The organism is Mycobacterium sp. SMC-2 (assembly GCF_025263485.1).
Classification (GTDB): Bacteria; Actinomycetota; Actinomycetes; order Mycobacteriales; family Mycobacteriaceae; genus Mycobacterium.
In genome coordinates, this window is sequence record NZ_CP079863.1 from 1,446,017 (window position 1) to 1,470,112 (window position 24,096).

Consider the following 24,096-nt stretch of genomic DNA (forward strand, 5'->3'; position numbering starts at 1 on the left):
GGAACAGGTAGTGGTCAGCGTTCGATCATCTCGATTATCGTCCTTCCTGTCCTTGGATTCACTGTGTTGCTTATGATATAAAATTTTGACCCGGCTGGAAATAATATCTCTTGCTCGCTTGAGTACATTGACACGGAAGAAACATCTCGTCCTGTAATCGACCAAATTCTGAACTCGGTGTTTCCGGCAAAAGTTGGTGACTGAGCCACACTGGGGTCCGTTGAGGTGCTAGTAAAAGCAGGCTCCGTAATTATTTCTCCGGGTCTGTACTGTTCGAGCACATCGGCCGGGAGGTTTGTGCCTCGGACTACGGCGCCTTCATACGGTGGTAGTTTCTCCAACGCCTTATGCAGTGCTTCAACACGAGCCTGTTGAGATGCGTTCAATGCACCTTCCCTAAGAGCAAAATTTAGGTCTTGGTATCCGGTCCCAGTGTAGTGGGCGAGCGCGGCCAGATCATCCGAGTTAAGCGGATGCAGTGGTAAATGGTGGTCGCTGCCGCTTTCCGGATTCGGGTGGTCCGGCCCGCGCCCATTGCCTTCATGCGGCCCTTTAGCCACATCGGGCGGATGCGGCGATCCTTCGCCCGGCGGATGTGTCGATCCGCCATCGTCAGGCCCATCCCGGAAATCCCCGGGATGCAAGTCGTGGGGCGAGTTGCCGTCACTGGGTGGATGTGGCGGTCCGCCATCGTGGGGTGCGCCGCCGTGCGGCTCGGCCGGGTGGATACCGGATTCCCCGCCGGGCGGCGGTTCGAAGCCCCGCGGTGCTTCGGCAGGCGCACCGCCCACGGGCAGGGAGGTCGCCGTCGGCGGATGCGACTCCGGTAGCGACGGGAGACCCGAGCCGGGAATCGGCGCTGCCGGTTCGCCGCCGGGAGCAGGCGGCGCGTGGGCTGGCGCGGGCTCGGCCGGTTTCGAGTGGGGTAGCGGCGTCTGTTCTGCTAGCGCCGGCACCGTCGGCTTGCCACCGGGCTCCGGCGGCGCGGCGATACGTCGGGGCGGCTCAACGGTGGGGGGCTTCTCGCCGACCAGCGGCTTGGATTCCGTGGGGCTATGCGGCAGAGGGCCCTCGGTGGGCCCCGGTGCCGGCTTGCCCGACGATGCGGGTTGGGCCCCTTCAGGCGGCTTCGGGGCGGCCGGGGGTGGCTCCGCCGGGGGCCTCACCGAGGGCGGTTTCACCACTTCCGGCAGCCGCGGTGCCTTCAAACCCCTCGCCGCGTCGCCAAGGCCGCGCCCAAGCTTGCCGAGTTTTGACAGCGGGCCGCCGGGCAGCGCCAAAGTTCCCACGTCGAAGAGGGTCTTTCCGAACGCTTCGTCGGGGTTTGAGCCCCATTCGTCCCAGTGGGTGACCTGCTTACCCAACGCCTTCCAGGACTCGCCGACTCCGGGCGCACCGTCGGGGCCCAAGCCCACCAAAGGCGCCTCCCCGGCAACCGCGCCGGCCACGTCTTTGACGTAACCAACGGGATCGGTCTGAAGCCGGTTCGGACTGAATTTCGCGAGGCCGCCGAGGAAGTCGTAGCCCTCCACGCCGACACCCTTCAGCGTCCGGCCCACGTGGTTGAGGACCCTGCCCACGTCGGTGCCGTGCAAAAAGTGGTCCCACTCTTTACTCGCCCAGCGGGCCATAACCTCCGCCGTTGCGGCGGCCGATGACACGGTGGCGTTGATTTGGTCGCGCAGCGTCTCGGCTTCGTGGGCAAAGTTGTCGACAACCGTGCGAATGTCGTCGGCGATCCTTTTGATCTCGTCTTCGTCTTCGTCGGTCAGCAGGTCCCAGACCTCTTTGATCCCGGTGAGCGGGTCACAGATGCGCGACAACAGATCCAGAATCGCCGCGTGTACGCGGTCGATCTTGGCCGCGTAGCTGTTGAGCTGCGCGGCGATCGTTTGGCACTGGCGTGCGAGGTTGATGGTGGCCTCGGAGGCATCCGCCAACGCCTTGTTGATGGCGGCGCCCTCCGGGATCTGCTGGCCGCCAATGGCGGCCATCGTCGCGCCGCCCGCTGCGGTCTCGGCTGCCATGAAGTTGGCGCCCGCCGTGGCCCAGGCCGTCGCGGCGGCTCGCAACTTCGCCGAATCGCCATTGGGCCAAATCATTCCGATGTACGGGGCCACCCAACCCCAGCCCGCCTGGGCTCCGCTACCGGCGCCGACCGCGGACGGCGGCTTCCCCCCTACGGTCATGGGGGCGGTCACGTGGGGTGTGGATAGACCCGCGGCTTGGCCCGTGACATCGGACAACGCCTCGGCGACCGCGTAGTTGTGCGCCGACATCCGCACACCGTCGCCGATGCTGCAGATCCCATTCCGGGTGTACACCATCGCCTGGATCAGCTTGGCGGCCGAGCCGTCGTAGCTGTGACCGAGTGCCGCGCCAACAGGATCGTCTCCGGCCATCCCGGCGCTGCCGGACAGTGCCGCAGCCAGAACCGAGATCACCGATCCCAGGGACTCGCCGGCATCCACCACCGTGACGCCGGCGCGGTCTAGAACGGTGGGATCACACGCCAGCGGCGCCATCCGGTCACCACCACATACCGAGATTCGTCGACATCGCGCCCGTGTAGTTGCCGTGCGCCGTAGCGGCCGCCTTCTCGAGTTGCGCCAGCGCCTCGCGCATCATGGCCTCCCCGCGCACCCAGCGCTGATGCGCCTCGGCGTGAGCGGCCGCGGCCTGACCCGTCCAGGTGGTGTGCAAACGCGTTACCCGAGAATCGATTTCGGCGATCATGTCTTCGGCGTGGCGCTGAAACACCGCCATCCGCTGCACCGCGTCGGCCAACGCTTCCGGATCGGCACGAAACGCCTCAGCCACCGCGCACCGCCCGTTCCGCCTGGGCGGAGCCGGCCTCTTTGCTCTGATAGCCACCGCCGGCCTGGCCCACCAGTTGCGCCAGCATCGACAGGCCCTGGTGCACTTCGCAGGCGCCCCGGTGCCACAGCGCCCACGCGGAGGCGTACGCGGTGCCCGACTCACCCTGCCAGCCGCCCAACATCTGACCCACTTGACCGTCGAGCTGGGCCAGCTCAGCCGAAAGGTGCTCGGCCGCGCCGGAGATGGAAACGGCGTGGCTTTGCATCACCGTCGGATCGATCCGCAGCGTCTCGTCGGCCATCCCCGGAAAGTAACGCCTGGTAGACGGTGCCACAAGTCACCGATGCCAGACTGGTGGGCATGACGCAAGCCCCCCGGCGGCCGCAGGTGGAGCTGTTGACCCGCGACGGCTGCACCATCTGCGTGCGGGTGCACGCCCGGCTCAGCGCACTGGCGGATGAGCTGGGCTTCGACCTGTCGACGACCGACGTGGACGCCGCCGCGGCGGCCGGCAACCCGGCGCTGCGGGCCGAGTTCGGCGACCGGCTGCCCGTTGTCCTGCTCGACGGCCACGAGCACAGTTACTGGGACATCGACGAGGCCCGGTTGCGGGCGGATCTCGCCGGCTGAGTGCGGCTGCAAGCGGGGTAACGTCGGTCGATTATTTGGTAGCCCACCTGATAACCGATTACCGTGGGAACCAGTTCAATACTGGAGGAAGCAAGGGAGCTGGCCAGGTGATGCTGCCGTGAGCGTCTTGCTTTTCGGGGTTTCGCACCGCAGTGCGCCGGTCTCCGTCCTGGAACAACTCACCATCGACGAATCCGATCAGGGCAAGATCGTCGACCGGGTGTTGCAGTCGCCGCTGGTGACCGAGGCGATGGTGCTGTCGACATGCAACCGGGTCGAGGTCTACGCGGTGGTGGACGCGTTCCACGGCGGGTTGACGGCGGTCGGGCAGGTGCTGTCGGATCACTCCGGAATGTCGATGGCGGACCTGACCAAGTACGCCTACGTCCGCTACAGCGAGGCCGCCGTCGAGCACCTGTTCGCGGTGGCCAGCGGCCTGGACTCCGCGGTGGTGGGTGAGCAGCAGGTGCTCGGCCAGGTGCGCCGCGCGTATGCCACCGCCGAAGCCAACCGCACCGTCGGCCGGGTGCTGCACGAGCTGGCCCAGCGGGCGCTGTCGGCGGGGAAGCGGGTGCATTCGGAGACCGCCATCGATGCGGCCGGCGCCTCGGTGGTGTCGGTCGCCCTCGACATGGCCGAACGGCGGCTGGGCGGCCTGGAAGGCAAGTCCGCCGTGCTGGTCGGCGCCGGCGCGATGGGCAGCCTGGCGGCGGCCCACCTGACCCGGGCCGGCATCGGGCACGTGCACGTACTGAATAGGTCGTCGTCCCGGGCGCAGCGCCTGGCCCGCAAGATCCGCGAAACCGCTGTGCAGGCCGACACGATGCCACTCGACCGCTTGGCCGACGCCGTCGCGGATGCCGACGTCATGGTCAGCTGTACGGGCGCGGTGAGCCCGGTGGTCACGCTGGCCGACGTGCACCACGCGCTGGCCGCCGCGCGCCGCGACGAGTCGACCCGTCCACTGGTGATCTGCGACCTGGGCATGCCGCGTGACGTGGACCCGGCGGTCGCCGGTCTGCCCGGTGTGTGGGTGGTCGACGTGGACCGTGTGCAGCATGAGCCGTCGGCGCATGCCGCGGCGTCCGACGTCCACGCCGCGCGCCACATCGTGGCGGCCGAAGTCGCCGCCTACCTGGCGGGGCAGCGGATGGCCGAGGTCACCCCGACGGTCACCGCGTTGCGCCAGCGCGCCGCCGACGTGGTGGAGGCGGAGCTGCTGCGCTTGGACAACCGCCTGCCCGGGCTGGACAGCGCCCACCGCGAGGAGGTGGCGCGCACCGTGCGGCGGGTGGTGGACAAGCTGCTGCATGCGCCCACCGTGCGGATCAAACAACTCGCCAGCGCCCCCGGCGGCGACAGCTACGCCGAAGCGTTGCGCGAACTCTTCGAACTTGACCAGACCGCCGTCAACGCCGTCGCCGCGGGTGAATTGCCCGTCGTATCAACGGGATTCGATGTCGGGACGCAAGAACCTTCCACCGAGTAGCCGATTGGCGAACGTGATCCGGATAGGTACCCGGGGCAGTCTGTTGGCCACCACCCAGGCCGGTGTCATCAGGGACGCATTGATCGCCAACGGTCATCCCGCGGAGCTGGTGATCATCACCACCGCCGGCGACCGTTCCTCGGCACCCATCGAAACCCTGGGCGTCGGCGCCTTCACCACCGCGCTGCGCGAGGCCATCAACGACGGCCGGGTGGACGCCGCCGTGCACTCCCACAAAGATCTGCCCACGGCGGAGGATCCGCGGTTCACCATCGCGGCCATACCTGCCCGCAACGACCCCCGCGACGTGGTGGTGGCCCGCGGCGGGCTGGTGCTGGCGGAGTTGCCGCCGGGTTCGCTGGTGGGCACGTCGTCCCCGCGCAGGGCCGCGCAGCTTAGAGCATTGGGTCTCGGTTTGGAAATCCGCCCCCTTCGAGGCAACCTAGATACCAGGTTGAACAGGGTAAGCAGTGGTGACCTCGACGCGATCGTGGTAGCTCGGGCCGGACTGGCCCGGCTCGGACGCCTCGACGATGTCACCGAGACGCTAGAGCCGGTGCAGATGTTGCCAGCACCGGCTCAGGGCGCGCTCGCCGTCGAATGCCGCGCCGGTGACGGGTTGGCGGCAGTGCTGGCGGAGTTGGACGACGCCGACACGCGCGCGTCGGTCACCGCGGAGCGAGCCCTGCTGGCCGAACTGGAGGCCGGTTGTTCCGCACCGGTGGGCGCGATCGCCGAGGTGGTCGAGTCCATCGATGAGGACGGGCGGGTCTTCGAAGAGTTGTCGCTGCGTGGCTGCGTGGCGGCGCTGGACGGGTCCGACGTGATCCGCGCGTCCGGCATCGGCACCACCGATCGGGCGCGAGAGCTGGGGATTTCGGTCGCCGCAGAGTTGTTCGAGCTCGGCGCCCGAGAGCTGATGGCTGAAGCGCGGCAGGACCCGGCACGAGGAAATTAATTGCGAGTGACGTGGGAGCGACAATGACGACGCGAGGGCGTAAGCCGAGACCCGGCCGCATCACGTACGTGGGTTCCGGTCCCGGCGACCCGGGGCTCTTGACCACCCGGGCCGCGACGGTTCTGGCGAACGCCGCGCTGGTATTCACCGACCCCGACGTACCGGAGCCGGTGCTGGCGCTGATCGGCAAAGACCTGCCGCCGGTTTCCGGCCCGGCGCCCGCCGATGCCGCGGCCGGCGACGGCGAGGCGGCCACCGGCGGGGCGGAGCAGCCCGCGGTGATATCGGCCGGTCCCGATGTACGCCCGGCGCTGGGCGAGCCGGCCGAGGTGGCCAAGACGCTGGTCGCCGAGGCCCGTACCGGCGCCGACGTGGTGCGGTTGGTGGCCGGTGACCCGCTGACGGTCGACGCGGTGATCACCGAGGTGAACGCCGTCGCGCGAAGCCACCTGCACCTCGAGATCGTGCCCGGCCTGGCGCCGACCGGCGCCGTCCCCACCTATGCGGGGCTGCCGCTGGGTTCGTCGCACACGGTTGCCGACGTGCGCGACCCGCATGTGGATTGGGAGGCTTTGGCCGCGGCCCCCGGCCCGCTGATCCTGCAGGCCACCGCGTCGCACCTGGCCGACGCGGCGCGCACTCTGATCGAGCACGGGCTGGCCGAGAGCACCCCCTGCGTGGTGACCGCGCAGGGCACGACCTGCCAGCAGCGTTCGATCGAAACCACGCTGGGCGGTTTGACCGACTCGGCCGTCCTGGGCGGGACGGACCCCGGGGGCCCGTTGACCGGGCCGCTGGTGGTGACCATCGGTAAGACGGTGGCCAGCCGGGCGAAGCTGAACTGGTGGGAGAGCCGCGCGCTGTACGGCTGGACCGTGCTGGTGCCCCGCACCAAGGACCAGGCCGGCGAGATGAGCGAGCGGCTGACGTCCTACGGCGCGCTGCCGATCGAGGTGCCGACCATCGCCGTCGAGCCACCCCGCAGCCCCGCGCAGATGGAGCGGGCCGTCAAGGGCTTGGTCGACGGCCGTTTCCAGTGGGTGGTGTTCACCTCCACCAACGCGGTGCGCGCGGTGTGGGAGAAGTTCAACGAGTTCGGTCTGGACGCCCGTGCGTTCTCCGGGGTGAAGATCGCCTGCGTCGGCGAGGCCACGGCCGACCGGGTGCGCGCTTTCGGGATCAGCCCCGAGCTGGTGCCGTCGGGCGAGCAGTCATCGCTGGGCCTGTTGGACGACTTCCCGCCCTACGACAGCGTTTTCGACCCGGTGAACCGGGTCTTGCTGCCGCGCGCCGACATCGCCACCGAGACCCTGGCCGAGGGCCTGCGCGAACGTGGTTGGGAGATCGAGGATGTCACCGCCTACCGGACGGTGCGGGCCGCCCCGCCGCCGGCGGAGACGCGGGAGATGATCAAGACCGGCGGGTTCGACGCCGTGTGCTTCACCTCCAGCTCCACGGTGCGGAACCTGGTCGGCATCGCCGGCAAGCCGCACGCGCGGACGATCATCGCCTGCATCGGTCCCAAGACCGCAGAGACCGCCGCCGAATTCGGTTTGCGGGTGGACGTGCAGCCCGAAACCGCCGCCGTCGGTCCGCTGGTCGACGCGTTGGCCGAACACGCCGCCCGGTTGCGCGCCGAGGGCGCGCTGCCACCGCCGCGCAAGAAGAGCCGCAGGCGCTAGTGGCGATCGCCATACCCGCGAGCGTCCGTGTTTGTACTGCGACACGCCGCTGGGGCTGGCAGTCGGTGGACGCTCGCGCCCACGGAACCGCGCGATGAGCGCCTACCCCCGGCAGCGCCCGCGCCGGCTCCGCTCCACCCCCGCGTTGCGCCGTTTGGTGGCGCAAACGTCTTTGGAACCAAGGCATTTGGTGCTGCCGATGTTCGTCGCCGACGGGATCGACGAACCTCGGCCGATCGCGTCGATGCCCGGCGTGGTGCAGCACACCCGCGATTCGCTGCGCAGCGCCGCCGCCGACGCGGTCACCGCCGGGGTGGGGGGGTTGATGCTGTTCGGCGTGCCCCGCGACGAGGACAAAGACTCGACCGGCTCGGCCGGCACCGACCCCGACGGTATCCTCAACGTCGCCCTGCGGGACCTGGCCAAGGACCTCGGCGACGCCACGGTGTTGATGGCCGACACCTGCCTGGACGAATTCACCGACCACGGCCACTGCGGCGTCCTGGACGCCAGGGGCCGGGTGGACAACGACGCCACGCTGGCCCGGTACGTGAAACTCGCTGTGGCGCAGGCAGAATCGGGCGCGCACGTGGTGGGGCCGAGCGGGATGATGGACGGCCAGGTGGCCGCCATCCGCGACGGCCTGGACGCCGCCGGCCACACCGATGTGGTGATCTTGGCCTACGCCGCGAAATTCGCCTCGGCGTTCTACGGCCCGTTCCGCGAGGCGGTCAGTTCCAGCCTGGCCGGGGACCGGCGCACCTATCAACAGGAGGCGGGCAACTTCCGCGAGGCGCTGCGCGAGGTCCGGCTCGACGCGGACGAGGGCGCGGACATCATCATGGTCAAGCCCGCGCTTGGTTACCTCGACGTGGTGGCGGCCGCGGCGGACATTTCGCCGGTGCCGGTGGCCGCCTACCAGGTCTCGGGGGAGTACGCGATGATCTGCGCTGCGGCCGCCAACAATTGGATCGACGAGCGCGCGGCGGCGCTCGAGTCGCTGACCAGCATCCGCCGCGCCGGCGCCGATATCGTACTGACCTACTGGGCCGCGGACGCGGCCGGTTGGCTTTCGTGAGACGAGGCTTGCGATGACTACCGCCAGGGACGCCGAACCGAAACCGTTGTTCTACGAACCGGGCGCCAGTTGGTGGTGGGTGGCGTGGGGCCCGATCGCCGCGGGCGCGATGATCCTGATCGAAGTCTGGAGCGGCGCCCCGGTGTCGTTCCTGATCCCGGTGATCTTCTTGGTCCTGGTGTCGGGGTTCGTCGGGTTACAGGTCAAGGCGGCACGGATTCACGTCTCGGTCGAGCTCACCGAAGACGCGCTGCGTCAGGGCACCGAAACCATCCTGGTGCGCGAGATCCTCAAGGTGTATCCCGAACCCGAGAACCACGAAGCCTCCGGTAAGGACCTCGCGCGCTGGCAGTCGGCGCGGGCACTCGGCGAATTGGTCGGGGTGCCCCGCGGCCGGATCGGCATCGGTCTCAAGCTCACGGGGGATCGCTACGTGCAGGCGTGGGCGCGCCGGCACCGTGAGCTGCGCGCGGCGCTGACCCCGCTGGTCCAGGAGCGGGTGGAGCCCGCCCGATCCGACGTTGCCGACGCCGATCGTGACGACGACACCGGGCCCGCGCAGTGAGCGCCCGCTACCGCAGTAGCAGGGCGATGGTCGAACTCGGCCTGGCGTGTGCGGCGCTTGTCGGCGCGGGAGTGAGCTGGACGCGTTCGCATCACACGGTGGGGGTGGCGCCCATCGCGGACGGCCAGCCCTTCACGACGTCGGTGGTGTACGACCCGCAGTTGCTGTTGCTGACCCTGTTGCTGCTGACGAGCGCAGGGGTGCTGGCGGTCATCGGGACCGCCAGACAGCGCCGTGAGCGGCGCTCTAAGACGTCCTGACGAGCGACAGGGCCATCCGGCGCCGCCTGGCGATGGCGTCGGCCACGTCGTGCAGTGCCTCGTGCACCGAGCGGTTGCTCGAAAATGCGGGCCCATCGGGGCCGTCGTCCAATATTTCGGCGACGGCCGGGCTCGCGACCAGCATCCACTGCACCCCTTCGGCGCGGCAGTCGTCGTCGAAGGTTTCCAGAAGCGAAATGCCCGCCTCAGCAAATTGGCTCACGTCGCCCATGTCGAGCACCACGCGGTCTTCTCCGAGGATGAAACGCCGAATGTGCTCGCCGACTTGGTCGACGTTGAAGGCGTCGATTTCACCCCGAATCGTCACGACGGTCGCCAGCTGACGACGCTGCGCCCGAATCCAGGCGCCGCCGCACTGAAAGATGCCGTTCCGGTCCTGCGTGAGGACATCGGCGATCGTCATGGGCACCCCTCACTCTCCGTGGCGCTCGCTGTGCCTTCGACGCTAATCCGCAAGGTTAAGGAGGCTGAAAGCCGCACCTAACTATTTGTTAAGAAGCGATTCTCGGCGCAATTTTCGTGCTGTCCGAGCAAAGGCCGGCCGGCGCCGATTTCCGGCGAAAGACCGCATGCCACACCACGACCGTCCGCGCATCGGGGCGGTTGCGCTGTTAGGCTGCCATGGCTACCGGTTGCGAGGCGGGGGCTTGTGACAGCGTGTGGTCGCCCGGTCAACGGAGCTGCAAGGCGAACGGAACGGCAGAGTCCAGGCGGAGAGAAAGCGCTGTGCGCGTCGGAGACATTGAGCGAGAGATCAAGGGAGAGATCAAGGCCCTGACGGGGCTCCGCATCGTCGCCGCGCTGTGGGTCGTGCTGTTTCACTTCCGGCCGATGGTGGGCGACATCGGGCCCGACTTCCGCGACGCCCTCGCGCCGGTGCTCAACTGCGGGGCCCAGGGCGTCGACCTGTTCTTCATCCTCAGTGGGTTCGTCCTGACCTGGAACTATCTCGACCGCATGGGCCGGTCATGGTCGACGCGCGCGACCCTGCACTTCCTGTGGCTGCGGCTGGCCAGGGTATGGCCGGTGTACCTGCTCACCCTGCACCTCGCCGCCCTGTGGGTGATCTTCACCCTGCACGTCGGCCACGTGCCGTCGCCCGACGCCGGTCAGCTCACCGCGATGAGCTATGTCCGTCAGATCCTGCTGGTGCAGTTGTGGTTCGTGCCCTTCTTCGACGACTCCAGTTGGGATGGGCCGGCCTGGTCGATCAGCGCCGAATGGCTGGCCTACCTGCTCTTCGGCCTTCTGGTGCTGGTGATATTGCGGATGAAACAGGCGACGCGGGCGCGGAGCCTGATGCTGCTGGCGTTCGCGGCGGCGCTGCCGCCCGTGGTGATGTTGCTGGCCAGTGGTCACTTCTACACACCGTGGAGCTGGCTGCCGCGGATCGTCACGCAGTTCACCGCCGGCGCGCTGGCCTGCGCCGCCGTGCGCAGGCTGCGGCTGACCGATCGCGGCCGCCGCGTCGCCGGGTATGTGTCCCTGCTTCTGTTGGGAGTCATGGTGGGCGCCCTCTATTGGCTTGACGCGCACCCGATCTCCGGAATCGTGGAGAACGACAGCGGCGGCGTGGTCGACATCCTGTTCATTCCGCTGGTGATCACGCTGGCGATCGGCGTCGGCAGCCTGCCGAGGGTGCTCTCAACCCGGTTGATGGTGTACGGCGGGCAGATCTCGTTTTGCCTGTACATGGTTCACGAGCTGGTGCACACCGCCTGGGGATGGTCCGTCGAGCAATTCGAGCTGAGGCCGCAGGAGAATCCGTGGAAGTGGAACCTCATCGGCCTGCTTGCCATCGCCGTGGTCATCTCCATCGTGATGTATCACTTCGTCGAAGAGCCCGCCCGCCGCTGGATGCGCAAGATGGTCGATGTCAAAGCCGTCAGCGCGAGAAGCGAGCCCGGCGAGCCCCCGAGCGGCAAGGTCCATCCGATCGACCGCTCGCTGGAATCGATTCCGGCCCGCGCCGTGTGACGGTTGCGTTAGCACCCGGCCGCGAGCCGCGTGGCGGATAATCGATGAAAATGCAGTGGCACATGGCGATGCCGTTGACGGTGGAGGTTAGTAGTGAGTCGTCTGGCCACTTTTCTCATCGGCCTGACGCTGCTCGCGGGCATTGGCATCGCATACCCGGCTCGGGTGCGCACGTATGACACGTTGACCCTGGACTTCCGGCTGAACCACCTCGCCGTCATCGGGGACTCCTACACCACCGGCACCGGCGAGGGTGGGCTGGGCCCGAGGTCATGGCCCGCCCGCGCCTGGGACGGGCTCGCCGCACGGGGAGAACGGATTTCGGCCGACGTCGCGGCCGAAGGCCGGGCCGGCTATGGCATGCCGGGCGACCACGGCAGCGTCTTCGAGGACCTGACCGCCAGGGCCGTGCAGCCCGACGATGTGCTGGCGGTGTTCTTCGGCTCCCGCAACGACGAGACCATCGATCCGGCTGTGGTCGCCGAAAAGGCCCGCAGCGCATTCGATTTGGCGCGCCACCTGGCGCCGTCCGCGCGGTTGCTGGTGATCGGACCGCCGTGGCCGACCGTTGACGTGCCCCTGCCCATGCTGCAGGTTCGCGACGCGCTCGGCGCGGCGGCCGCGGCCGCGGGGGCAACGTGGGTCGACCCCATCGCCGAACACTGGTTCGTCGGCAGGCCCGACCTGATCGGCGCGGACGGCGTGCACCCCAACGACGCGGGGCACCAATACATGGCGGACAAGATCGCGCCGCTGATCCGCACGCAGCTGTCGACCTGAGTCGGCGCTCGGGCGGATCAGTCCTCGGCGTGCCGCTCGTAGTCCCATCGCTCCAGGCGGGCCTGCAAATTCAGCAAGCCGAGCCCGGCGATCGGAGCGGCGGCTGCAATGCAGGCCAGCAGCAGCGTGGTCATCCCCGGAACCTCCCAAAACCCTTCTCTGATATGACGTTCGTGGGCAAGAAGAAGTTCATTACGGTTCACCCACCCGCCAGGGGACGGTCCGCTTCACCGCCCGCTCCAAATGGCGGGTGGGGGGTTCGTTCGCCCGGATGCTCATCGGTCTCCGCTAGGACGCCATCCAGGCAAGTTCGCCGGGCAATTGTGCCCGCCAGTAGACGATGTCGTGGCCGCCCAGCGAGAAGCTGCCCGCCGGCGGCGTCTTCAGTTGGTTCACGAATTGCCGAGTGGCCGAATAGAACCGGTCGAAGGTGCCACAATCCACGCGCAGCGGAATCTCCGACAAAGCCGGCACGCCCATCACACTGTTCTGCGCCCAGTCGTCATTGCTGTCGAACGCCTTGGGGGCGCTATCGGCGAACGACGTGTACAACGCCGGACTGATCGCGCAGATCCCCGCGGTCCGCGCCGGCCCGAGCTTGGCGCCCAGGTGCAGCGCCCCGTATCCCCCCATCGACCACCCCATGAAGCCCACCCGGGAGGTGTCGAAACCCATCGAGGACAGCATCGGGAGCAGCTCGTCGAGCACCATCGCCCCGGAGTCGGTGCCGTCGGCCCGTTTGTGCCAGTAGGAGTCGCTGCCGCCGTCGACGCCCACCACCGCAAACGGCGGCTTGCCCTCCTTGACCAGTTGGGCCAGGCCCCTCTCGACACCGCAGTCCAGCATCATGTTCGCGTCGCCGTCCTTGCCGTGCAGCGCGATCACCGGGCGCAGCGTCCCGGTTTGGCCCGGCGGCAGGGCGATCACGTAGTTGGTCTTCACGCCCCCGCGGGCGGCGGAGACGAACGAACCGGTGAGCCTGGTCGGCAGGTTGCTGCTCGCGGCCGACGGCTCGAACGGGGCCGGAGCTCGCGGCAACGTCGCGGCCAGCGGCCTGACCGGATCGAGCAGGGCACTCAGGGCGAACACGCCAGCGGCTCCCAGGCCGGCGCTGCTCCCCATCCGCAGCACCGCCCGGCGTGTCAGGTCAGGCATGATCGCAATAATGCCGCCCTGACCGGGCATTCCCGGGCGAGCCACGCCGAAATGGAAGCATTGTGTGATCTGGCGTGATCTACCGGTCACCAACCGGTTACCTGCGGGGCACCGACGACGCGTTTCGCGGCCGAGTTGCTTCGTCATGATACGGCCGTCGCCATCGCGTCGACCGATGTGGCGCTGCCGAACAACTCCGATCGAAACCCATTGCGCCGCAATGAGAGAAGCCAACATCCGGTGATTCGGGGAAGCCGGTGGCGGGCGGCCACGGCACGCCGATGTCGGGTGATCGTCCCGCCACGCTGAAATGCTTGCACGGGCGGGATGTAGTTCTTCGGGCTGACTCCGCAGTGGACGAACGCATTCCTCGTTAGGCTGCACCCGACGGGGATCGCGAGGAAGCGAGAAGACATGACTGACGCGAACGTCGCCGGTTTCGAACCGCTGTACGACGAGGCGGAACACGCCGGCGGCCGGATCCCGTGGGACATCGGTGGCCCGCAGCCGGCGGTGCAGCAATTGGTGGCCTACGGCGGGATCCGCGGCGAGGTGCTCGATCCCGGTACCGGGCCCGGCCATCACGCCATTCACTTTGCCGCGCACGGGTATTCGGCAACCGGAATCGACGACTCCCCATCGGCCATCGAGCAAGCCAAACGCAACGCGGAGCGGGCGGGGGTCGAGGTCGACTTCCAGGTGGCCGACGCGACCAAGCTGGACGGGTTCGAGGGCCGCTTCGACACGGTGGTGGACAGCGCCTTCTACCACGTGTTCCTGAACGACGGTGTCATCCAGACGCGGTACGCGCAGGCGCTGCACCGGGCCACCAGGCCCGGGGCGCGGCTGTACATGTTCGAGTTCAGCCCGCACAACGTCAACGGCCTGCAATGGACCGCCATCCCCGCCGACAACTTCGAGCGGGTGTTCGGCGCCAACGGGTGGCGCATCGACTACCTGGGCGGCACGACCTACCAGGCCCGCTTCCTCAAGGAGACGTTCGACACCATGAAGGAGTTCGCGTCCGAGCAGCAGGGCGAGATCCTGCAGCGGATGCGGCCGTTGGTGCACCGGCTCGGCGTCATCGACCCGCTTCTGGAGGACCACCGGGTGCACCTTCCGGTGTGGTCCGTGGTCGCCACCCGCCTGGACTGATTAGGGCCGCACGGTCCGGCATGGCTGGCACTCCGCAACTGCGCCAAGGGCTCTCGCAGCGCCAGCTCAGCATGATCGCCCTCGGCGGCGTCATCGGCGCCGGGCTGTTCGTCGGCTCCGGCGTGGTGATCAACGACACCGGCCCCGCCGCGTTCCTGACGTACGCGCTGTGCGGTCTGCTGATCGTCCTCGTGATGCGCATGCTGGGCGAGATGGCGGCCGCGAGCCCGTCGACCGGATCGTTCGCCGACTACGCGGCCACGGCCCTGGGCGGCTGGGCGGGCTTTTCGGTCGCCTGGCTCTACTGGTACTTCTGGGTCATCGTGGTCGGCTTCGAGGCGGTCGCCGGCGGGAAGGTCCTCAACTACTGGTTTCACGCCCCGCTGTGGCTGCTGTCGCTGTGCCTGATGGTCTTGATGACCGCGACCAACCTGTTCTCGGTGTCGTCCTTCGGAGAATTCGAATACTGGTTCGCCGGAATCAAAGTCGCGACCATCGTGATCTTCCTCGGCGTGGGCACGGCGTTCGTCCTGGGCCTCGTGCCGGGCCATCGGGGCGGACTGGCCAACCTCACCGCGCACGGCGGCTTCCTCCCCAAGGGCATCGGCGCCGTTTTCGCCGCGATCGTGGTGGTGATCTTCTCCATGGTCGGCGCCGAGATCGTCACCGTGGCCGCCGCCGAAAGCCGGGACCCCGAACTCGCGGTCCAGAAGGCGACGCGGTCGGTGGTGGCGCGCATCGGCGTCTTCTTCGTCGGTTCCGTCTTCCTGCTGGTGGCGATATTGCCATGGGACTCAGTCGAAGTCGGCGCCTCGCCGTACGTGGCCGCGCTGCACCACCTGGGGCTGCGCGGCGCCGATCAGGTGATGAACGCGGTGGTGCTCACCGCGGTGCTGTCCTGCCTGAACTCAGGGCTGTATACGGCGTCGCGCATGCTGTTCGTGCTCGCCGGCCGGGGTGAGGCCCCGACACGGTTGATCAGGCTGAGCGCGCGCGGCGTTCCCCACATCGCGATCCTGTGCTCCTCGGCGGTCGGGTTCGGCTGCGTCATCATGGCGCGCGTCGCGCCCAACACCGTGTTCCTCTTCCTGCTCAACTCGTCGGGCGCCGTCATCTTGTTCGTCTACTGGCTGATCGCGCTGTCGCAGATCCGCCTGCGCCGCCGCACCCCCGCCGAAAAGCTGCGAGTCAAGATGTGGTTCTTCCCGGTGCTCTCGATCCTCGCCCTCGCCGGCATCACCGCCGTGCTGGTGCAGATGGCGTTCGACCGCTCGGCGCGCAGCCAACTGTGGCTCAGCCTGCTGTCGTGGGCGGTGGTGATCGGGCTGTACTTCGCCGCCCGGGCCCGCGGCCGGCTCCCCGTGCGCCCCGGGGACTAAGAGCTCAGTCGGTCTTCGTCAGCAGGACCGCGTCGTCGAACGGCAGCCGGTCGGGTTCTTCAGCCAGTCCCGGTCCGGGCCGTAGGTCAGCAGGATCGCCACCCCGGGCTTGCCGTCGACGCCGGTGCTGAACACATTCACCGGGGTGCGGTACGGCTTGCCCGAGCGGCGCCCGCTGCCCCGCATCAACCAAACTTTTGCCGGCGAACGGGTCTAGGGTTTTGCCATGGGTGACTCGCCAGGTGACGAAGCGGCCGACCGCGCCGACGAGTTGCAGCGCAGGGGCCGAGACCTCGCCGCGCACAAGCCCGTCACCCCCGAAGACGTCGGGCGCGCCGCCGATCGTGCCGAGCACGCCCACGAGCGAGACCAGGTGGCGCACCGCCGCGAGCGGCAGCGCCACTACCAAGCCGCCGCCGCGCACGAGCGGGCCGCCGAGGTCCACGAGCGCGCGGTGGCCGAGGGCATCGGGGACGTCGAAGCGCACCGGCGCGCGGCTGAAAGGGAGCGCGAAGCCGCCCGCCAGAACTTCCAGGCCGCGCAGGAAGCCGACGGGCAAGGCGACGCCTGACCCGTCCTGCTACACCCTGTAGTTGAACCGGCCGCGGAGGCTGGGACACTGGTCGTCATGGGAAGCAGTGACCAGGCGACCGCGCACGCCGCCACGACGGCGGCGTCGGCCCGGCTGTTCGAGGATGCCTGCCAGGTCATCCCCGGCGGGGTGAACTCGCCGGTGCGGGCCTTCACCGCGGTGGGCGGGACCCCGCGCTTCATCACCGAGGCGCGCGGGTGCCGGCTCACCGACGCCGACGGCAATCGCTACGTCGACCTGGTCTGCTCCTGGGGCCCGATGATCCTGGGGCACGCGCACCCGGCCGTCGTCGAGGCCGTCGCCCGGGCCGCCGCTTCCGGCCTGTCGTTCGGTGCGCCCACGCCGGCGGAGAGCCAGCTGGCCGCCGAGATCATCGGGCGGGTGGCGCCCGTCGAACGGATACGGCTGGTCAACTCCGGCACCGAGGCCACGATGAGCGCGATCCGGCTGGCCCGCGGGTTCACCGGCAGGCCCAAGATCGTCAAGTTCTCCGGCTGCTACCACGGCCACGTCGACGCGCTGCTCGCCGACGCGGGTTCCGGGGTGGCGACGCTGGGCCTGCCGTCCTCGCCCGGGGTCACCGGCGCGGCGGCGGCCGACACGATCGTGTTGCCGTACAACGACATCGACGCCGTGCGGCGGACCTTCGCCGAGCTCGGCGACCAGATCGCCGCGGTGATCACCGAGGCCAGCCCCGGCAACATGGGCGTCGTCCCACCCCTGGCCGGCTACAACGCCGCGCTGCGCGCCATCACCGCCGAACACGGTGCGCTGCTGATCGTCGACGAGGTGATGACCGGGTTCCGGGTCAGCCGAAGCGGTTGGTACGGAATAGATCCCGTCGCCGCCGACCTGTTCACCTTCGGCAAGGTGATGAGTGGCGGGCTGCCCGCGGCCGCGTTCGGCGGCCGCGCCGAGGTGATGGAGCGGCTGGCGCCGCTGGGGCCCGTGTATCAGGCCGGCACGCTGTCCGGCAACCCGGTGGCGGTGGCCGCCGGCCTGGCGACGTTGCGTGCCGCCGACGCCGCCGTCTACGCCGCGCTGGACGCCAACGCCGATCGGCTGGCAGCCCTGCTCTCGGAGGCCCTGACGGACGCCGGTGTGCCACACCAGCTTTCGCGGGCCGGCAACATGCTCAGCGTGTTCTTCGCCGACACGCCGGTGACCGACTTCGCGTCCGCGCGGGCCACCCAGACCTGGCGTTATCCGCCGTTCTTCCACGCGCTGCTGGACGCGGGCGTCTACCCGCCGTGCAGCGCCTTCGAGGCATGGTTCGTCTCGGCGGCGCTGGACGACGCCGCGTTCGACCGGATCGCCGATGCCCTGCCCGCCGCCGCCCGCGCGGCCGCCCAAAAGGACCAGCCCTGATGTCCGAGCAAACCCGCGTCCACGTCGTGCGCCACGGGGAGGTGCACAACCCCAGCGGCGTCCTCTATGGCCGGCTGCCGGGGTTCCGCCTATCCGAGCGGGGCCGCGAGCAGGCGGCCGCCGTCGCCGAGGCGCTGGCCGGCCGGGACATCGCCGCCGTCGTCGCCTCCCCGCTGCAACGGGCCCAGGAAACCGCCGCGCCCATCGCCGCCAAGCACGACGTGGCCGTCGACACCGATCACGACCTGATCGAGTCCGCGAACTTCTTCGAGGGCCGCCGCGTCGGCCCGGGCGACGGCGCCTGGCGCGACCCGCGATTCTGGTGGCAGCTGCGCAACCCGTTCACCCCCTCGTGGGGTGAACCGTACGCCGAGATCGCGGCGCGCATGACGACCGCGGTGGACAAGGTCCGCGCGCGCGGGGCCGGCCGCGAGGTGGTGTGCGTCAGCCACCAGCTGCCGGTATGGACGCTGCGGCTGCACCTGACCGGCCGGCGGCTGTGGCACGACCCGCGACGGCGCGAGTGCGGCCTGTGCTCGATCACCACCCTGGTGTACGAGGGTGACCGGCTGGTCGACGTCGAGTACCGGGAGCCGGCGCTCTGAGCATGTGGCGACTGGTGGTGGCCGGGGTCGTGCTGACGACCCTGGTTGCCGGGTGCTCTTCGGGTCGCGACGCGGTCGCCCAGGGCGGCACCTTCGAATTCGTCTCGCCCGGCGGGAAGACCGACATTTACTACAACCCGCCGTCCAGCCGTGGCCGCCCCGGCCCGCTGTCGGGGCCCGACCTGGCGGACCCCGCCCACCCGCTGTCGCTGGACGATCCGACCTTCGCCGGCCGGGTCGTCGTCATCAACATCTGGGGGCAGTGGTGCGGCCCGTGCCGGGCCGAGGTCAGCCAGCTGCAGCAGGTGTACGACGCCACCCGCGACGCCGGGGTGTCTTTTCTCGGCATCGACGTGCGCGACAGCAACCGCCAGGCGGCGCTGGACTTCGTCAATGACCGGCACGTGACCTTCCCGTCGATCTACGACCCGGCGATGCGCACCCTGATCGCGTTCGGCGGCAAGTACCCCACCACCGTGATCCCGTCCACGCTCGTCCTCGACCGCCAGCACCGCGTCGCGGCGGTGTTCCTGCGCGAAATGCTGGCGGCCGACCTGCAGCCCGTGGTGCAGAAGCTGGCGCGAGAATGACCGGCTTCACCCAGATCGCCGCCGCCGGGCCGCTCCTGGTGGCCCTCGGCGTGTGCCTGCTCGCGGGGCTGGTGTCCTTCGCCTCGCCGTGCGTGGTGCCCCTGGTGCCCGGCTACCTGTCCTACCTGGCCGCCGTCGTCGGCGTGGACGAGCAGCCGTTGCCCGGCCAGGTCAAGGCCCCACCGTCGGCGCGATGGCGGGTCGCCGGCTCGGCCGCGTTGTTCGTCGCCGGGTTCACCACTGTGTTCGTCCTGGGCACGGTCGCCGTCCTCGGGATGACCACCACTCTGATCACCAACCAGCTGCTGCTACAGCGGGTCGGTGGCGTGCTGACGATCGTGATGGGCCTGGTCTTCGTCGGCCTCATCCCGGCGCTGCAGCGCCAGGCCCGGTTCAGCCCGCGCCAGCTGACGACGGTCGCCGGGGCGCCGCTGCTGGGCGCGGTGTTCGCGTTGGGCTGGACGCCGTGCCTGGGGCCGACGCTGGCCGGCGTCATCACCGTGGCCTCGGCCACCGACGGCGCGAGCGTGGCTCGCGGCACCGCCCTGGTGATCGCCTACTGCCTGGGGCTGGGCATCCCGTTCGTGCTGTTGGCGTTCGGCTCGGCGGGCGCCGTCGGGGCGCTGGGCTGGCTGCGGCGCCATACCCGGGCCATCCAGATCTTCGGCGGCGCGCTGCTGATCACGGTCGGTGCCCTGCTGGTCAGCGGGGTGTGGAACGACTTCACCTCCTGGCTGCGCGACGCCTTCGTGTCCGACGTGAGGCTGCCGATTTGAGCTCCCCGGTAGAGCCGCGAGCAGACGCAGAATCGCACGGAAAGACCCGTCCCAGTGCGATTTTGCGTCTGCTCGCGCAAAGGGGGCGCAACACCTGGCGCGCGCTGACCTCCATGGGCACCGCGCTGGTGCTGCTGTTCCTGCTCGCGCTGGGCGCGATACCCGGGGCGCTGCTGCCCCAGCGCAGCCTCAACGCCGGCAAGGTCGACGACTACCTGAAGGCCCACCCGGTCATCGGGCCGTGGCTGGATCGGCTGCAGGCGTTCAACGTGTTCTCCAGCTTCTGGTTCACCGCCGTCTACGTCCTGCTGTTCGTCTCGCTGGTCGGCTGCCTGACCCCGCGGATGATCGAGCATGCCCGCAGCCTGCGCGCCACCCCGGTGGCCGCCCCGCGCAACCTGGCCCGGCTGCCCAAGCACGCCAGCGCTCAGCTGAAAGGCGACCCCGACGAGCTGAACGCCCTGGCGAACAGGATCACCGACCGGCTGCGCGGCTGGCGGACGGCGATCCGGCACGAAGGCGAGGTCGTCGAGGTGTCCGCCGAAAAGGGCTACCTGCGTGAATTCGGCAACATCGCCTTCCACTTCTCCTTGCTGGGCCTGCTGGTCGCGGTGGCCGTCGGCAAGCTGTTCGGCTACGAGGGCAACGTCATCGTCATCGCCGACTCCGGCCCGGGCTTCTGCTCGGCCTCGCCGGCGGCGTTCGACTCGTTCCGCGCCGGCAACACCGTCGACGGCACGTCGCTCAATCCGATCTGCATCCGCGTCAACGACTTTCAGGCGCACTACCTGCCGTCGGGGCAGGCCACCTCGTTCGCCGCCGACATCGACTACCAGGCGGGCCGCGATCTGGCGGCCAACAACTGGCGGCACTACCTGCTGGAGGTCAACCATCCGCTGCGGGTCGGCGGCGACCGGGTGTACCTGCAGGGCCACGGCTACGCGCCCACCTTCACCGTGACCTTCCCGGACGGGCAGACCCGCACGTCGACCGTGCAATGGCGACCCGACAACCCGCAGACCCTGCTCAGCTCGGGGGTGGTGCGCATCGACCCGCCCGCCGGCAGCTATCGCACCGCCGCCGAGCGCCGCGCGCACGAGATCGCGATACAGGGCCTGCTGGCGCCGACGGAGCAGCTCGAGGGCACGCTGATGTCGTCGAGTTTCCCGGCCCTGAACGCCCCCGCGGTGGCCGTCGACATCTACCGCGGCGACACTGGCCTGGACACCGGGCGGCCCCAATCGCTGTTCACGCTGGACCCCCGGTTGATCCAGCAGGGGCGGCTGACCAAGGAAAAGCGCGTCAATCTGCGTGCCGGGCAGGAGGTCCGGATCGACCAGGGCCCGGCGGCGGGCACCGTCGTCCGCTTCGACGGCGCCGTGCCGTTCGTCAACCTGCAGGTCTCCCACGACCCCGGCCAAAGCTGGGTGCTGGTCTTCGCCGTCACGATGATGGCCGGGCTGCTGGTGTCGCTGCTGGTGCGCCGTCGCCGGGTGTGGGTCAGGCTCACCCCGGGGGCCGGTACGGTGAACGTCGAACTGGGCGGGCTGGCGCGCACCGACAACTCCGGGTGGGGCGACGAGTTCGAGCGGTTGACCGAGCGGGTGCTGGATGGCCTTGGCGAGCCTGCCGCGTCCAGAAGGAGTTCTCAGGTGGACGTCAAATGAACACGTTGCACGTCAACATCGTCTTGGCGCGCTATTCCGACTGGGCGTTCACGTCGGCCGTGGTGGCGCTCGTCATCGCGCTGCTGCTGCTGGCCTTCGAGCTGGCGTATGCGGGCGGCCGCCGCGTCGACCGGCGCGAGCAGGTCCTGGCCGGTGCGGTCTCCTCCGACAGCTTCAGCCCGGGCATCGTGGAGGACGTCCCCGCGCGGCCGTTCGACGAACGCGTCGGGCGGGCCGGGCTGGCCGTCGTCTACCTCGGCATCGGGCTGCTGCTCGCCTGCATCGTGCTGCGCGGCCTGGCCACCCTGCGGGCGCCGTGGGGCAACATGTACGAGTTCATCAACCTGACCTGCATGTGCGGGCTGCTGGCCGGGGCTTTCGTGTTGCGCCGCCCGCTATACCGCCCGCTGTGGGTCTTCCTGCTGGTGCCGGTGCTGATCCTGCTCACGGTGTCCGGGCGCTGGCTCTACACCAACGCCGCGCCGGTGATGCCCGCGCTGCAGTCCTACTGGCTGCCCATCCACGTGTCCGTGGTCAGCCTGGGCTCCGGGGTGTTCATGGTCGCCGGCATCGCCAGCATTCTGTTCCTGCTGCGCACCTCGGCGCTGAGTGATCCCGGGGCCGACGGTGCCCTGGCCCGGATGGTGCGGCGATTCCCCGACGCGCAGACCCTGGACCGCGTCGCCTACCGGACCACGATCTTCGCCTTCCCCGTTTTCGGCTTCGGGGTCATCTTCGGCGCGATCTGGGCCGAGGAGGCGTGGGGCCGGTATTGGGGCTGGGATCCCAAGGAGACAGTGTCCTTCGTCGCATGGGTGATCTACGCCGCCTACTTGCACGCCAGGTCGACGGCGGGCTGGCGGGACAGGAAGGCGGCCTGGATCAACGTCGCCGGGTTCGTGGCCATGGTCTTCAACCTGTTCTTCGTTAACCTGGTCACGGTGGGCCTGCATTCGTATGCGGGCGTGGGGTGACCGCTAGCGACCGACCCAAGTAACACAACAAGGGGGAGTGCAAGTGTCCGACCATCCAACGACGGGCGTGGGGGCGCCCGAGGAACCGACCACGCAACTGCCCCCGCAGGAGCCGGCGGCCTCGCCGCCGCCGGAAAACGCTGACGAGTCGCCGTCCGACGCCGGCGAGGCGCCGACCCGCGCCTTCGCCGGATTCCGCACCGAGCGGCGGGTGCCCGGCCCCGAGCAGCGGGAGGCGGCGCCGCCCACCACGCCCAGGCCCGCGGGGATGCCGCCGTGGGATGCCACCCCGGTGACCGGTATACCGCGCGTCGACCCGACCGCATACGGCGCCTACTACGCCGGCCCCGCCGACGCGCCGCCTCCGCAAACGCCGCCGCGGCCCGAGTCCGTGCCGCACACGCCGTACCCGGAACTGTCCACCGGCGTGTTGCTTCGGCCCGTCAAACCGCCGCCGTCCGAGGGCTGGCGCCGGCTGCTCTATGAGCTGTCCGGGCATCTGGTCAACCTGGGGGAGAGCCCCCGCTCGGCCCGCTACAACAACCTGGTGGCACAGGTGAACCGGCCGCTGCGCGGGTGCTACCGGATCGTGCTGGTCTCGCTGAAGGGCGGCGTCGGCAAGACGACGATCACCGCGATGGTGGGCGCCACCTTCGCCTCCATCCGCGGTGACCGGGTGGTCGCGGTCGACGCCAACCCCGACCGCGGCACACTGAGCCAGAGGATCCCGCTGGAGACGTCGGCGACGGTCCGCCAGCTGCTGCACGACGCCGCGAGCATCGAGCGCTACAGCGATGTCCGGCGCTACACGTCGAAGGGCCCGAGCGGGCTGGAAGTACTGGCCTCAGAATCCGACCCGGCCATCTCGGAGGCGTTCAGCGCCGACGACTACACCCGGGTCTTGGACGTCCTGGAGCGGTTCTACGGCCTGGTGCTCACCGACTGCGGCCCGGGTCTGCTGCATTCGGTGATGTCCTCGGTGCTGGAGAAGGCCGACGTGCTCGTCGTGGTCAGCTCCGCATCGATCGACGGGGCGCGCAGCGCGTCGGCAACGCTGGACTGGTTGGACGCGCACGGCTACCAGGAGATGGTGCGCAATTCGATCGCGGTCATCAACGGGGTGCGGTCGCGGACGGGCAAGGTCGACATGAACAAGGTGGTCGACCATTTCGCCCGCCGCTGCCGCGCGGTCCAGGTGGTGCCGTTCGACCCGCACCTCGAGGAGGGCGCCGAAATCGAGTTGGACCGGCTGAAGCGGAAGACCCGCGAGGCGCTCACCGAGCTGGCAGCCATCGTCGCCGACGGATTCCCCGGCGACCAGCGCAACCCCGGGATCGCGTAGAGCCTCAGCGGGGGTTGTTGTCCCCGTGGCCTAACCGCCGCAAGAACTCTGGATCGTCGTCGGGTCCGATAACGCGCGTCTTCGGCCGATTGATTTGTGACCGCGCCGTCCGCCAGCCAACGTAGATCAGCGTCCCCAGAATCAGGACGAGCAGCAGGTAGAGCACTCAACACCTCCTTGGACGAATATACCCGCGTCGTAGGCTCTCCCCTGTGTCAGAAGGAGCTAGCGAC

25 protein-coding genes and 1 pseudogene are annotated in these 24,096 nt (G+C 69.2%); 19 read left to right on the plus strand and 7 right to left on the minus strand.

The annotated features are described in order from the left end of the window. Window positions 1-14: 14 nt before the first annotated feature. From KXD96_RS06800 to KXD96_RS06810, 3 genes are read right to left on the minus strand one after another with little or no spacing between them, the layout of a single operon-like run. Window positions 15-2,525, minus strand: coding sequence for an ADP-ribosyltransferase (locus KXD96_RS06800; RefSeq protein ID WP_260743796.1), 2,511 nt, complete (start codon window positions 2,523-2,525; stop codon window positions 15-17). 4 nt (window positions 2,526-2,529) lie between these two features. Continuing rightward, complete coding sequence (locus tag KXD96_RS06805; protein WP_260743797.1) at window positions 2,530-2,820, minus strand: WXG100 family type VII secretion target; 291 nt, start codon at window positions 2,818-2,820, stop codon at window positions 2,530-2,532. Beyond that, window positions 2,813-3,121 carry a WXG100 family type VII secretion target gene (locus KXD96_RS06810; protein WP_260743798.1) on the minus strand — a complete coding sequence of 103 codons (309 nt, stop codon included), beginning with the start codon at window positions 3,119-3,121 and terminating at the stop codon, window positions 2,813-2,815. The genes KXD96_RS06805 and KXD96_RS06810 overlap by 8 nt, the downstream gene beginning before the upstream one ends. Window positions 3,122-3,180: 59 nt before the next feature. On the opposite strand from KXD96_RS06810, the gene KXD96_RS06815 reads away from it, so the two are divergent. The 7 genes from KXD96_RS06815 (at window position 3,181) to KXD96_RS06845 (ending at window position 9,482) form a co-directional block, all read left to right on the plus strand. Further along, window positions 3,181-3,450: a glutaredoxin family protein gene (locus KXD96_RS06815; protein ID WP_260743799.1), complete on the plus strand. Its 270-nt coding sequence runs from the start codon at window positions 3,181-3,183 to the stop codon at window positions 3,448-3,450. A 118-nt stretch (window positions 3,451-3,568) separates the two neighbouring features. After that, window positions 3,569-4,939, plus strand: coding sequence for a glutamyl-tRNA reductase (locus KXD96_RS06820; protein ID WP_260743800.1), 1,371 nt, complete (start codon window positions 3,569-3,571; stop codon window positions 4,937-4,939). Window positions 4,940-4,952: 13 nt separating this feature from the next. Then, window positions 4,953-5,897 (plus strand): hydroxymethylbilane synthase, encoded by a 945-nt coding sequence (gene hemC / locus KXD96_RS06825; RefSeq protein ID WP_260745255.1) that lies wholly within the window; start codon window positions 4,953-4,955, stop codon window positions 5,895-5,897. A 23-nt stretch (window positions 5,898-5,920) separates the two neighbouring features. Then, window positions 5,921-7,579 carry a uroporphyrinogen-III synthase gene (locus KXD96_RS06830; RefSeq protein ID WP_260743801.1) on the plus strand — a complete coding sequence of 553 codons (1,659 nt, stop codon included), beginning with the start codon at window positions 5,921-5,923 and terminating at the stop codon, window positions 7,577-7,579. Between the two features lie 94 nt (window positions 7,580-7,673). After that, a complete protein-coding gene (hemB, locus tag KXD96_RS06835; RefSeq protein WP_260743802.1) occupies window positions 7,674-8,657 on the plus strand; it encodes a porphobilinogen synthase in 984 nt (327 codons plus the stop codon). A gap of 13 nt (window positions 8,658-8,670) precedes the next feature. After that, a complete protein-coding gene (locus tag KXD96_RS06840; RefSeq protein ID WP_260743803.1) occupies window positions 8,671-9,222 on the plus strand; it encodes a DUF3093 domain-containing protein in 552 nt (183 codons plus the stop codon). Window positions 9,223-9,248: 26 nt separating this feature from the next. Next, entirely contained in the window at window positions 9,249-9,482 is a 234-nt protein-coding gene (locus tag KXD96_RS06845) for a hypothetical protein (protein ID WP_260743804.1), read from the plus strand. Here the strand turns inward: KXD96_RS06845 and KXD96_RS06850 are convergent. Beyond that, a complete protein-coding gene (locus KXD96_RS06850; RefSeq protein ID WP_260743805.1) occupies window positions 9,469-9,906 on the minus strand; it encodes an STAS domain-containing protein in 438 nt (145 codons plus the stop codon). The genes KXD96_RS06845 and KXD96_RS06850 overlap by 14 nt on opposite strands. A gap of 323 nt (window positions 9,907-10,229) precedes the next feature. On the opposite strand from KXD96_RS06850, the gene KXD96_RS06855 reads away from it, so the two are divergent. Together KXD96_RS06855 and KXD96_RS06860 are read left to right on the plus strand one after the other, a co-directional pair. After that, window positions 10,230-11,480 carry an acyltransferase gene (locus KXD96_RS06855; RefSeq protein ID WP_260743806.1) on the plus strand — a complete coding sequence of 417 codons (1,251 nt, stop codon included), beginning with the start codon at window positions 10,230-10,232 and terminating at the stop codon, window positions 11,478-11,480. A gap of 93 nt (window positions 11,481-11,573) precedes the next feature. Next, complete coding sequence (locus KXD96_RS06860) at window positions 11,574-12,260, plus strand: Rv0518 family GDSL lipase (RefSeq protein WP_260743807.1); 687 nt, start codon at window positions 11,574-11,576, stop codon at window positions 12,258-12,260. A gap of 288 nt (window positions 12,261-12,548) precedes the next feature. Here KXD96_RS06860 and KXD96_RS06865 read toward each other — a convergent pair whose 3' ends face one another. Next, complete coding sequence (locus KXD96_RS06865) at window positions 12,549-13,424, minus strand: alpha/beta hydrolase family protein (RefSeq protein WP_313901653.1); 876 nt, start codon at window positions 13,422-13,424, stop codon at window positions 12,549-12,551. A 405-nt stretch (window positions 13,425-13,829) separates the two neighbouring features. Between KXD96_RS06865 and KXD96_RS06870 the strand changes: the two genes are divergently transcribed. Both KXD96_RS06870 and KXD96_RS06875 read left to right on the plus strand, forming a co-directional pair. Continuing rightward, window positions 13,830-14,570, plus strand: coding sequence for a class I SAM-dependent methyltransferase (locus KXD96_RS06870; RefSeq protein WP_260743808.1), 741 nt, complete (start codon window positions 13,830-13,832; stop codon window positions 14,568-14,570). Between the two features lie 20 nt (window positions 14,571-14,590). After that, window positions 14,591-15,949, plus strand: coding sequence for an amino acid permease (locus tag KXD96_RS06875; protein ID WP_260743809.1), 1,359 nt, complete (start codon window positions 14,591-14,593; stop codon window positions 15,947-15,949). Between the two features lie 48 nt (window positions 15,950-15,997). Here the strand turns inward: KXD96_RS06875 and KXD96_RS06880 are convergent. Continuing rightward, window positions 15,998-16,123, minus strand: a pseudogene (locus tag KXD96_RS06880) (nitroreductase family deazaflavin-dependent oxidoreductase); the annotation flags it as partial. Window positions 16,124-16,175: 52 nt separating this feature from the next. On the opposite strand from KXD96_RS06880, the gene KXD96_RS06885 reads away from it, so the two are divergent. The 8 genes from KXD96_RS06885 to KXD96_RS06920 all read left to right on the plus strand — a co-directional run bounded on the left by KXD96_RS06885 (window position 16,176) and on the right by KXD96_RS06920 (window position 23,863). After that, the gene (locus tag KXD96_RS06885) at window positions 16,176-16,520 is read left to right on the plus strand and encodes a hypothetical protein (protein WP_260743810.1); all 345 of its coding nucleotides are present in this window, start codon (window positions 16,176-16,178) and stop codon (window positions 16,518-16,520) included. A gap of 57 nt (window positions 16,521-16,577) precedes the next feature. Then, on the plus strand, window positions 16,578-17,909 hold the full coding sequence (gene hemL, locus KXD96_RS06890) for a glutamate-1-semialdehyde 2,1-aminomutase (RefSeq protein ID WP_260743811.1): 1,332 nt from the start codon (window positions 16,578-16,580) through the stop codon (window positions 17,907-17,909). Further along, complete coding sequence (locus KXD96_RS06895; protein ID WP_260743812.1) at window positions 17,909-18,514, plus strand: histidine phosphatase family protein; 606 nt, start codon at window positions 17,909-17,911, stop codon at window positions 18,512-18,514. Before hemL ends, KXD96_RS06895 begins: the two co-directional genes overlap by 1 nt. A gap of 2 nt (window positions 18,515-18,516) precedes the next feature. Continuing rightward, entirely contained in the window at window positions 18,517-19,104 is a 588-nt protein-coding gene (locus KXD96_RS06900; RefSeq protein ID WP_260743813.1) for a TlpA disulfide reductase family protein, read from the plus strand. Then, window positions 19,101-19,880, plus strand: coding sequence for a cytochrome c biogenesis CcdA family protein (locus KXD96_RS06905; protein ID WP_260743814.1), 780 nt, complete (start codon window positions 19,101-19,103; stop codon window positions 19,878-19,880). Before KXD96_RS06900 ends, KXD96_RS06905 begins: the two co-directional genes overlap by 4 nt. Before the next feature lie 113 nt (window positions 19,881-19,993). After that, on the plus strand, window positions 19,994-21,547 hold the full coding sequence (locus tag KXD96_RS06910; protein WP_260743815.1) for a cytochrome c biogenesis protein ResB: 1,554 nt from the start codon (window positions 19,994-19,996) through the stop codon (window positions 21,545-21,547). Further along, window positions 21,544-22,521 (plus strand): c-type cytochrome biogenesis protein CcsB, encoded by a 978-nt coding sequence (gene ccsB / locus KXD96_RS06915; protein WP_260743816.1) that lies wholly within the window; start codon window positions 21,544-21,546, stop codon window positions 22,519-22,521. Before KXD96_RS06910 ends, ccsB begins: the two co-directional genes overlap by 4 nt. Before the next feature lie 43 nt (window positions 22,522-22,564). Further along, on the plus strand, window positions 22,565-23,863 hold the full coding sequence (locus tag KXD96_RS06920; protein ID WP_260743817.1) for a MinD/ParA family protein: 1,299 nt from the start codon (window positions 22,565-22,567) through the stop codon (window positions 23,861-23,863). Window positions 23,864-23,867: 4 nt separating this feature from the next. Here KXD96_RS06920 and KXD96_RS06925 read toward each other — a convergent pair whose 3' ends face one another. Further along, window positions 23,868-24,029 (minus strand): hypothetical protein, encoded by a 162-nt coding sequence (locus KXD96_RS06925; RefSeq protein ID WP_102418829.1) that lies wholly within the window; start codon window positions 24,027-24,029, stop codon window positions 23,868-23,870. Between the last annotated feature and the right edge of the window lie 67 nt (window positions 24,030-24,096).

Coding starts and splice junctions, on each gene's coding strand:
- ccsB (WP_260743816.1), top strand. CDS start 21,544: ATGAACACGTTGCACGTCAACATCGTCTTGGCGCGCTATTCCGACTGG.
- KXD96_RS06850 (WP_260743805.1), bottom strand. CDS start 9,906: ATGACGATCGCCGATGTCCTCACGCAGGACCGGAACGGCATCTTTCAG.
- hemL (WP_260743811.1), top strand. CDS start 16,578: ATGGGAAGCAGTGACCAGGCGACCGCGCACGCCGCCACGACGGCGGCG.
- KXD96_RS06800 (WP_260743796.1), bottom strand. CDS start 2,525: ATGGCGCCGCTGGCGTGTGATCCCACCGTTCTAGACCGCGCCGGCGTC.
- KXD96_RS06900 (WP_260743813.1), top strand. CDS start 18,517: ATGTGGCGACTGGTGGTGGCCGGGGTCGTGCTGACGACCCTGGTTGCC.
- KXD96_RS06895 (WP_260743812.1), top strand. CDS start 17,909: ATGTCCGAGCAAACCCGCGTCCACGTCGTGCGCCACGGGGAGGTGCAC.
- KXD96_RS06875 (WP_260743809.1), top strand. CDS start 14,591: ATGGCTGGCACTCCGCAACTGCGCCAAGGGCTCTCGCAGCGCCAGCTC.
- KXD96_RS06845 (WP_260743804.1), top strand. CDS start 9,249: ATGGTCGAACTCGGCCTGGCGTGTGCGGCGCTTGTCGGCGCGGGAGTG.
- hemB (WP_260743802.1), top strand. CDS start 7,674: ATGAGCGCCTACCCCCGGCAGCGCCCGCGCCGGCTCCGCTCCACCCCC.
- KXD96_RS06815 (WP_260743799.1), top strand. CDS start 3,181: ATGACGCAAGCCCCCCGGCGGCCGCAGGTGGAGCTGTTGACCCGCGAC.
- KXD96_RS06905 (WP_260743814.1), top strand. CDS start 19,101: ATGACCGGCTTCACCCAGATCGCCGCCGCCGGGCCGCTCCTGGTGGCC.
- KXD96_RS06910 (WP_260743815.1), top strand. CDS start 19,994: ATGGGCACCGCGCTGGTGCTGCTGTTCCTGCTCGCGCTGGGCGCGATA.
- KXD96_RS06810 (WP_260743798.1), bottom strand. CDS start 3,121: ATGGCCGACGAGACGCTGCGGATCGATCCGACGGTGATGCAAAGCCAC.
- KXD96_RS06830 (WP_260743801.1), top strand. CDS start 5,921: ATGACGACGCGAGGGCGTAAGCCGAGACCCGGCCGCATCACGTACGTG.
- KXD96_RS06840 (WP_260743803.1), top strand. CDS start 8,671: ATGACTACCGCCAGGGACGCCGAACCGAAACCGTTGTTCTACGAACCG.
- KXD96_RS06885 (WP_260743810.1), top strand. CDS start 16,176: ATGGGTGACTCGCCAGGTGACGAAGCGGCCGACCGCGCCGACGAGTTG.
- KXD96_RS06870 (WP_260743808.1), top strand. CDS start 13,830: ATGACTGACGCGAACGTCGCCGGTTTCGAACCGCTGTACGACGAGGCG.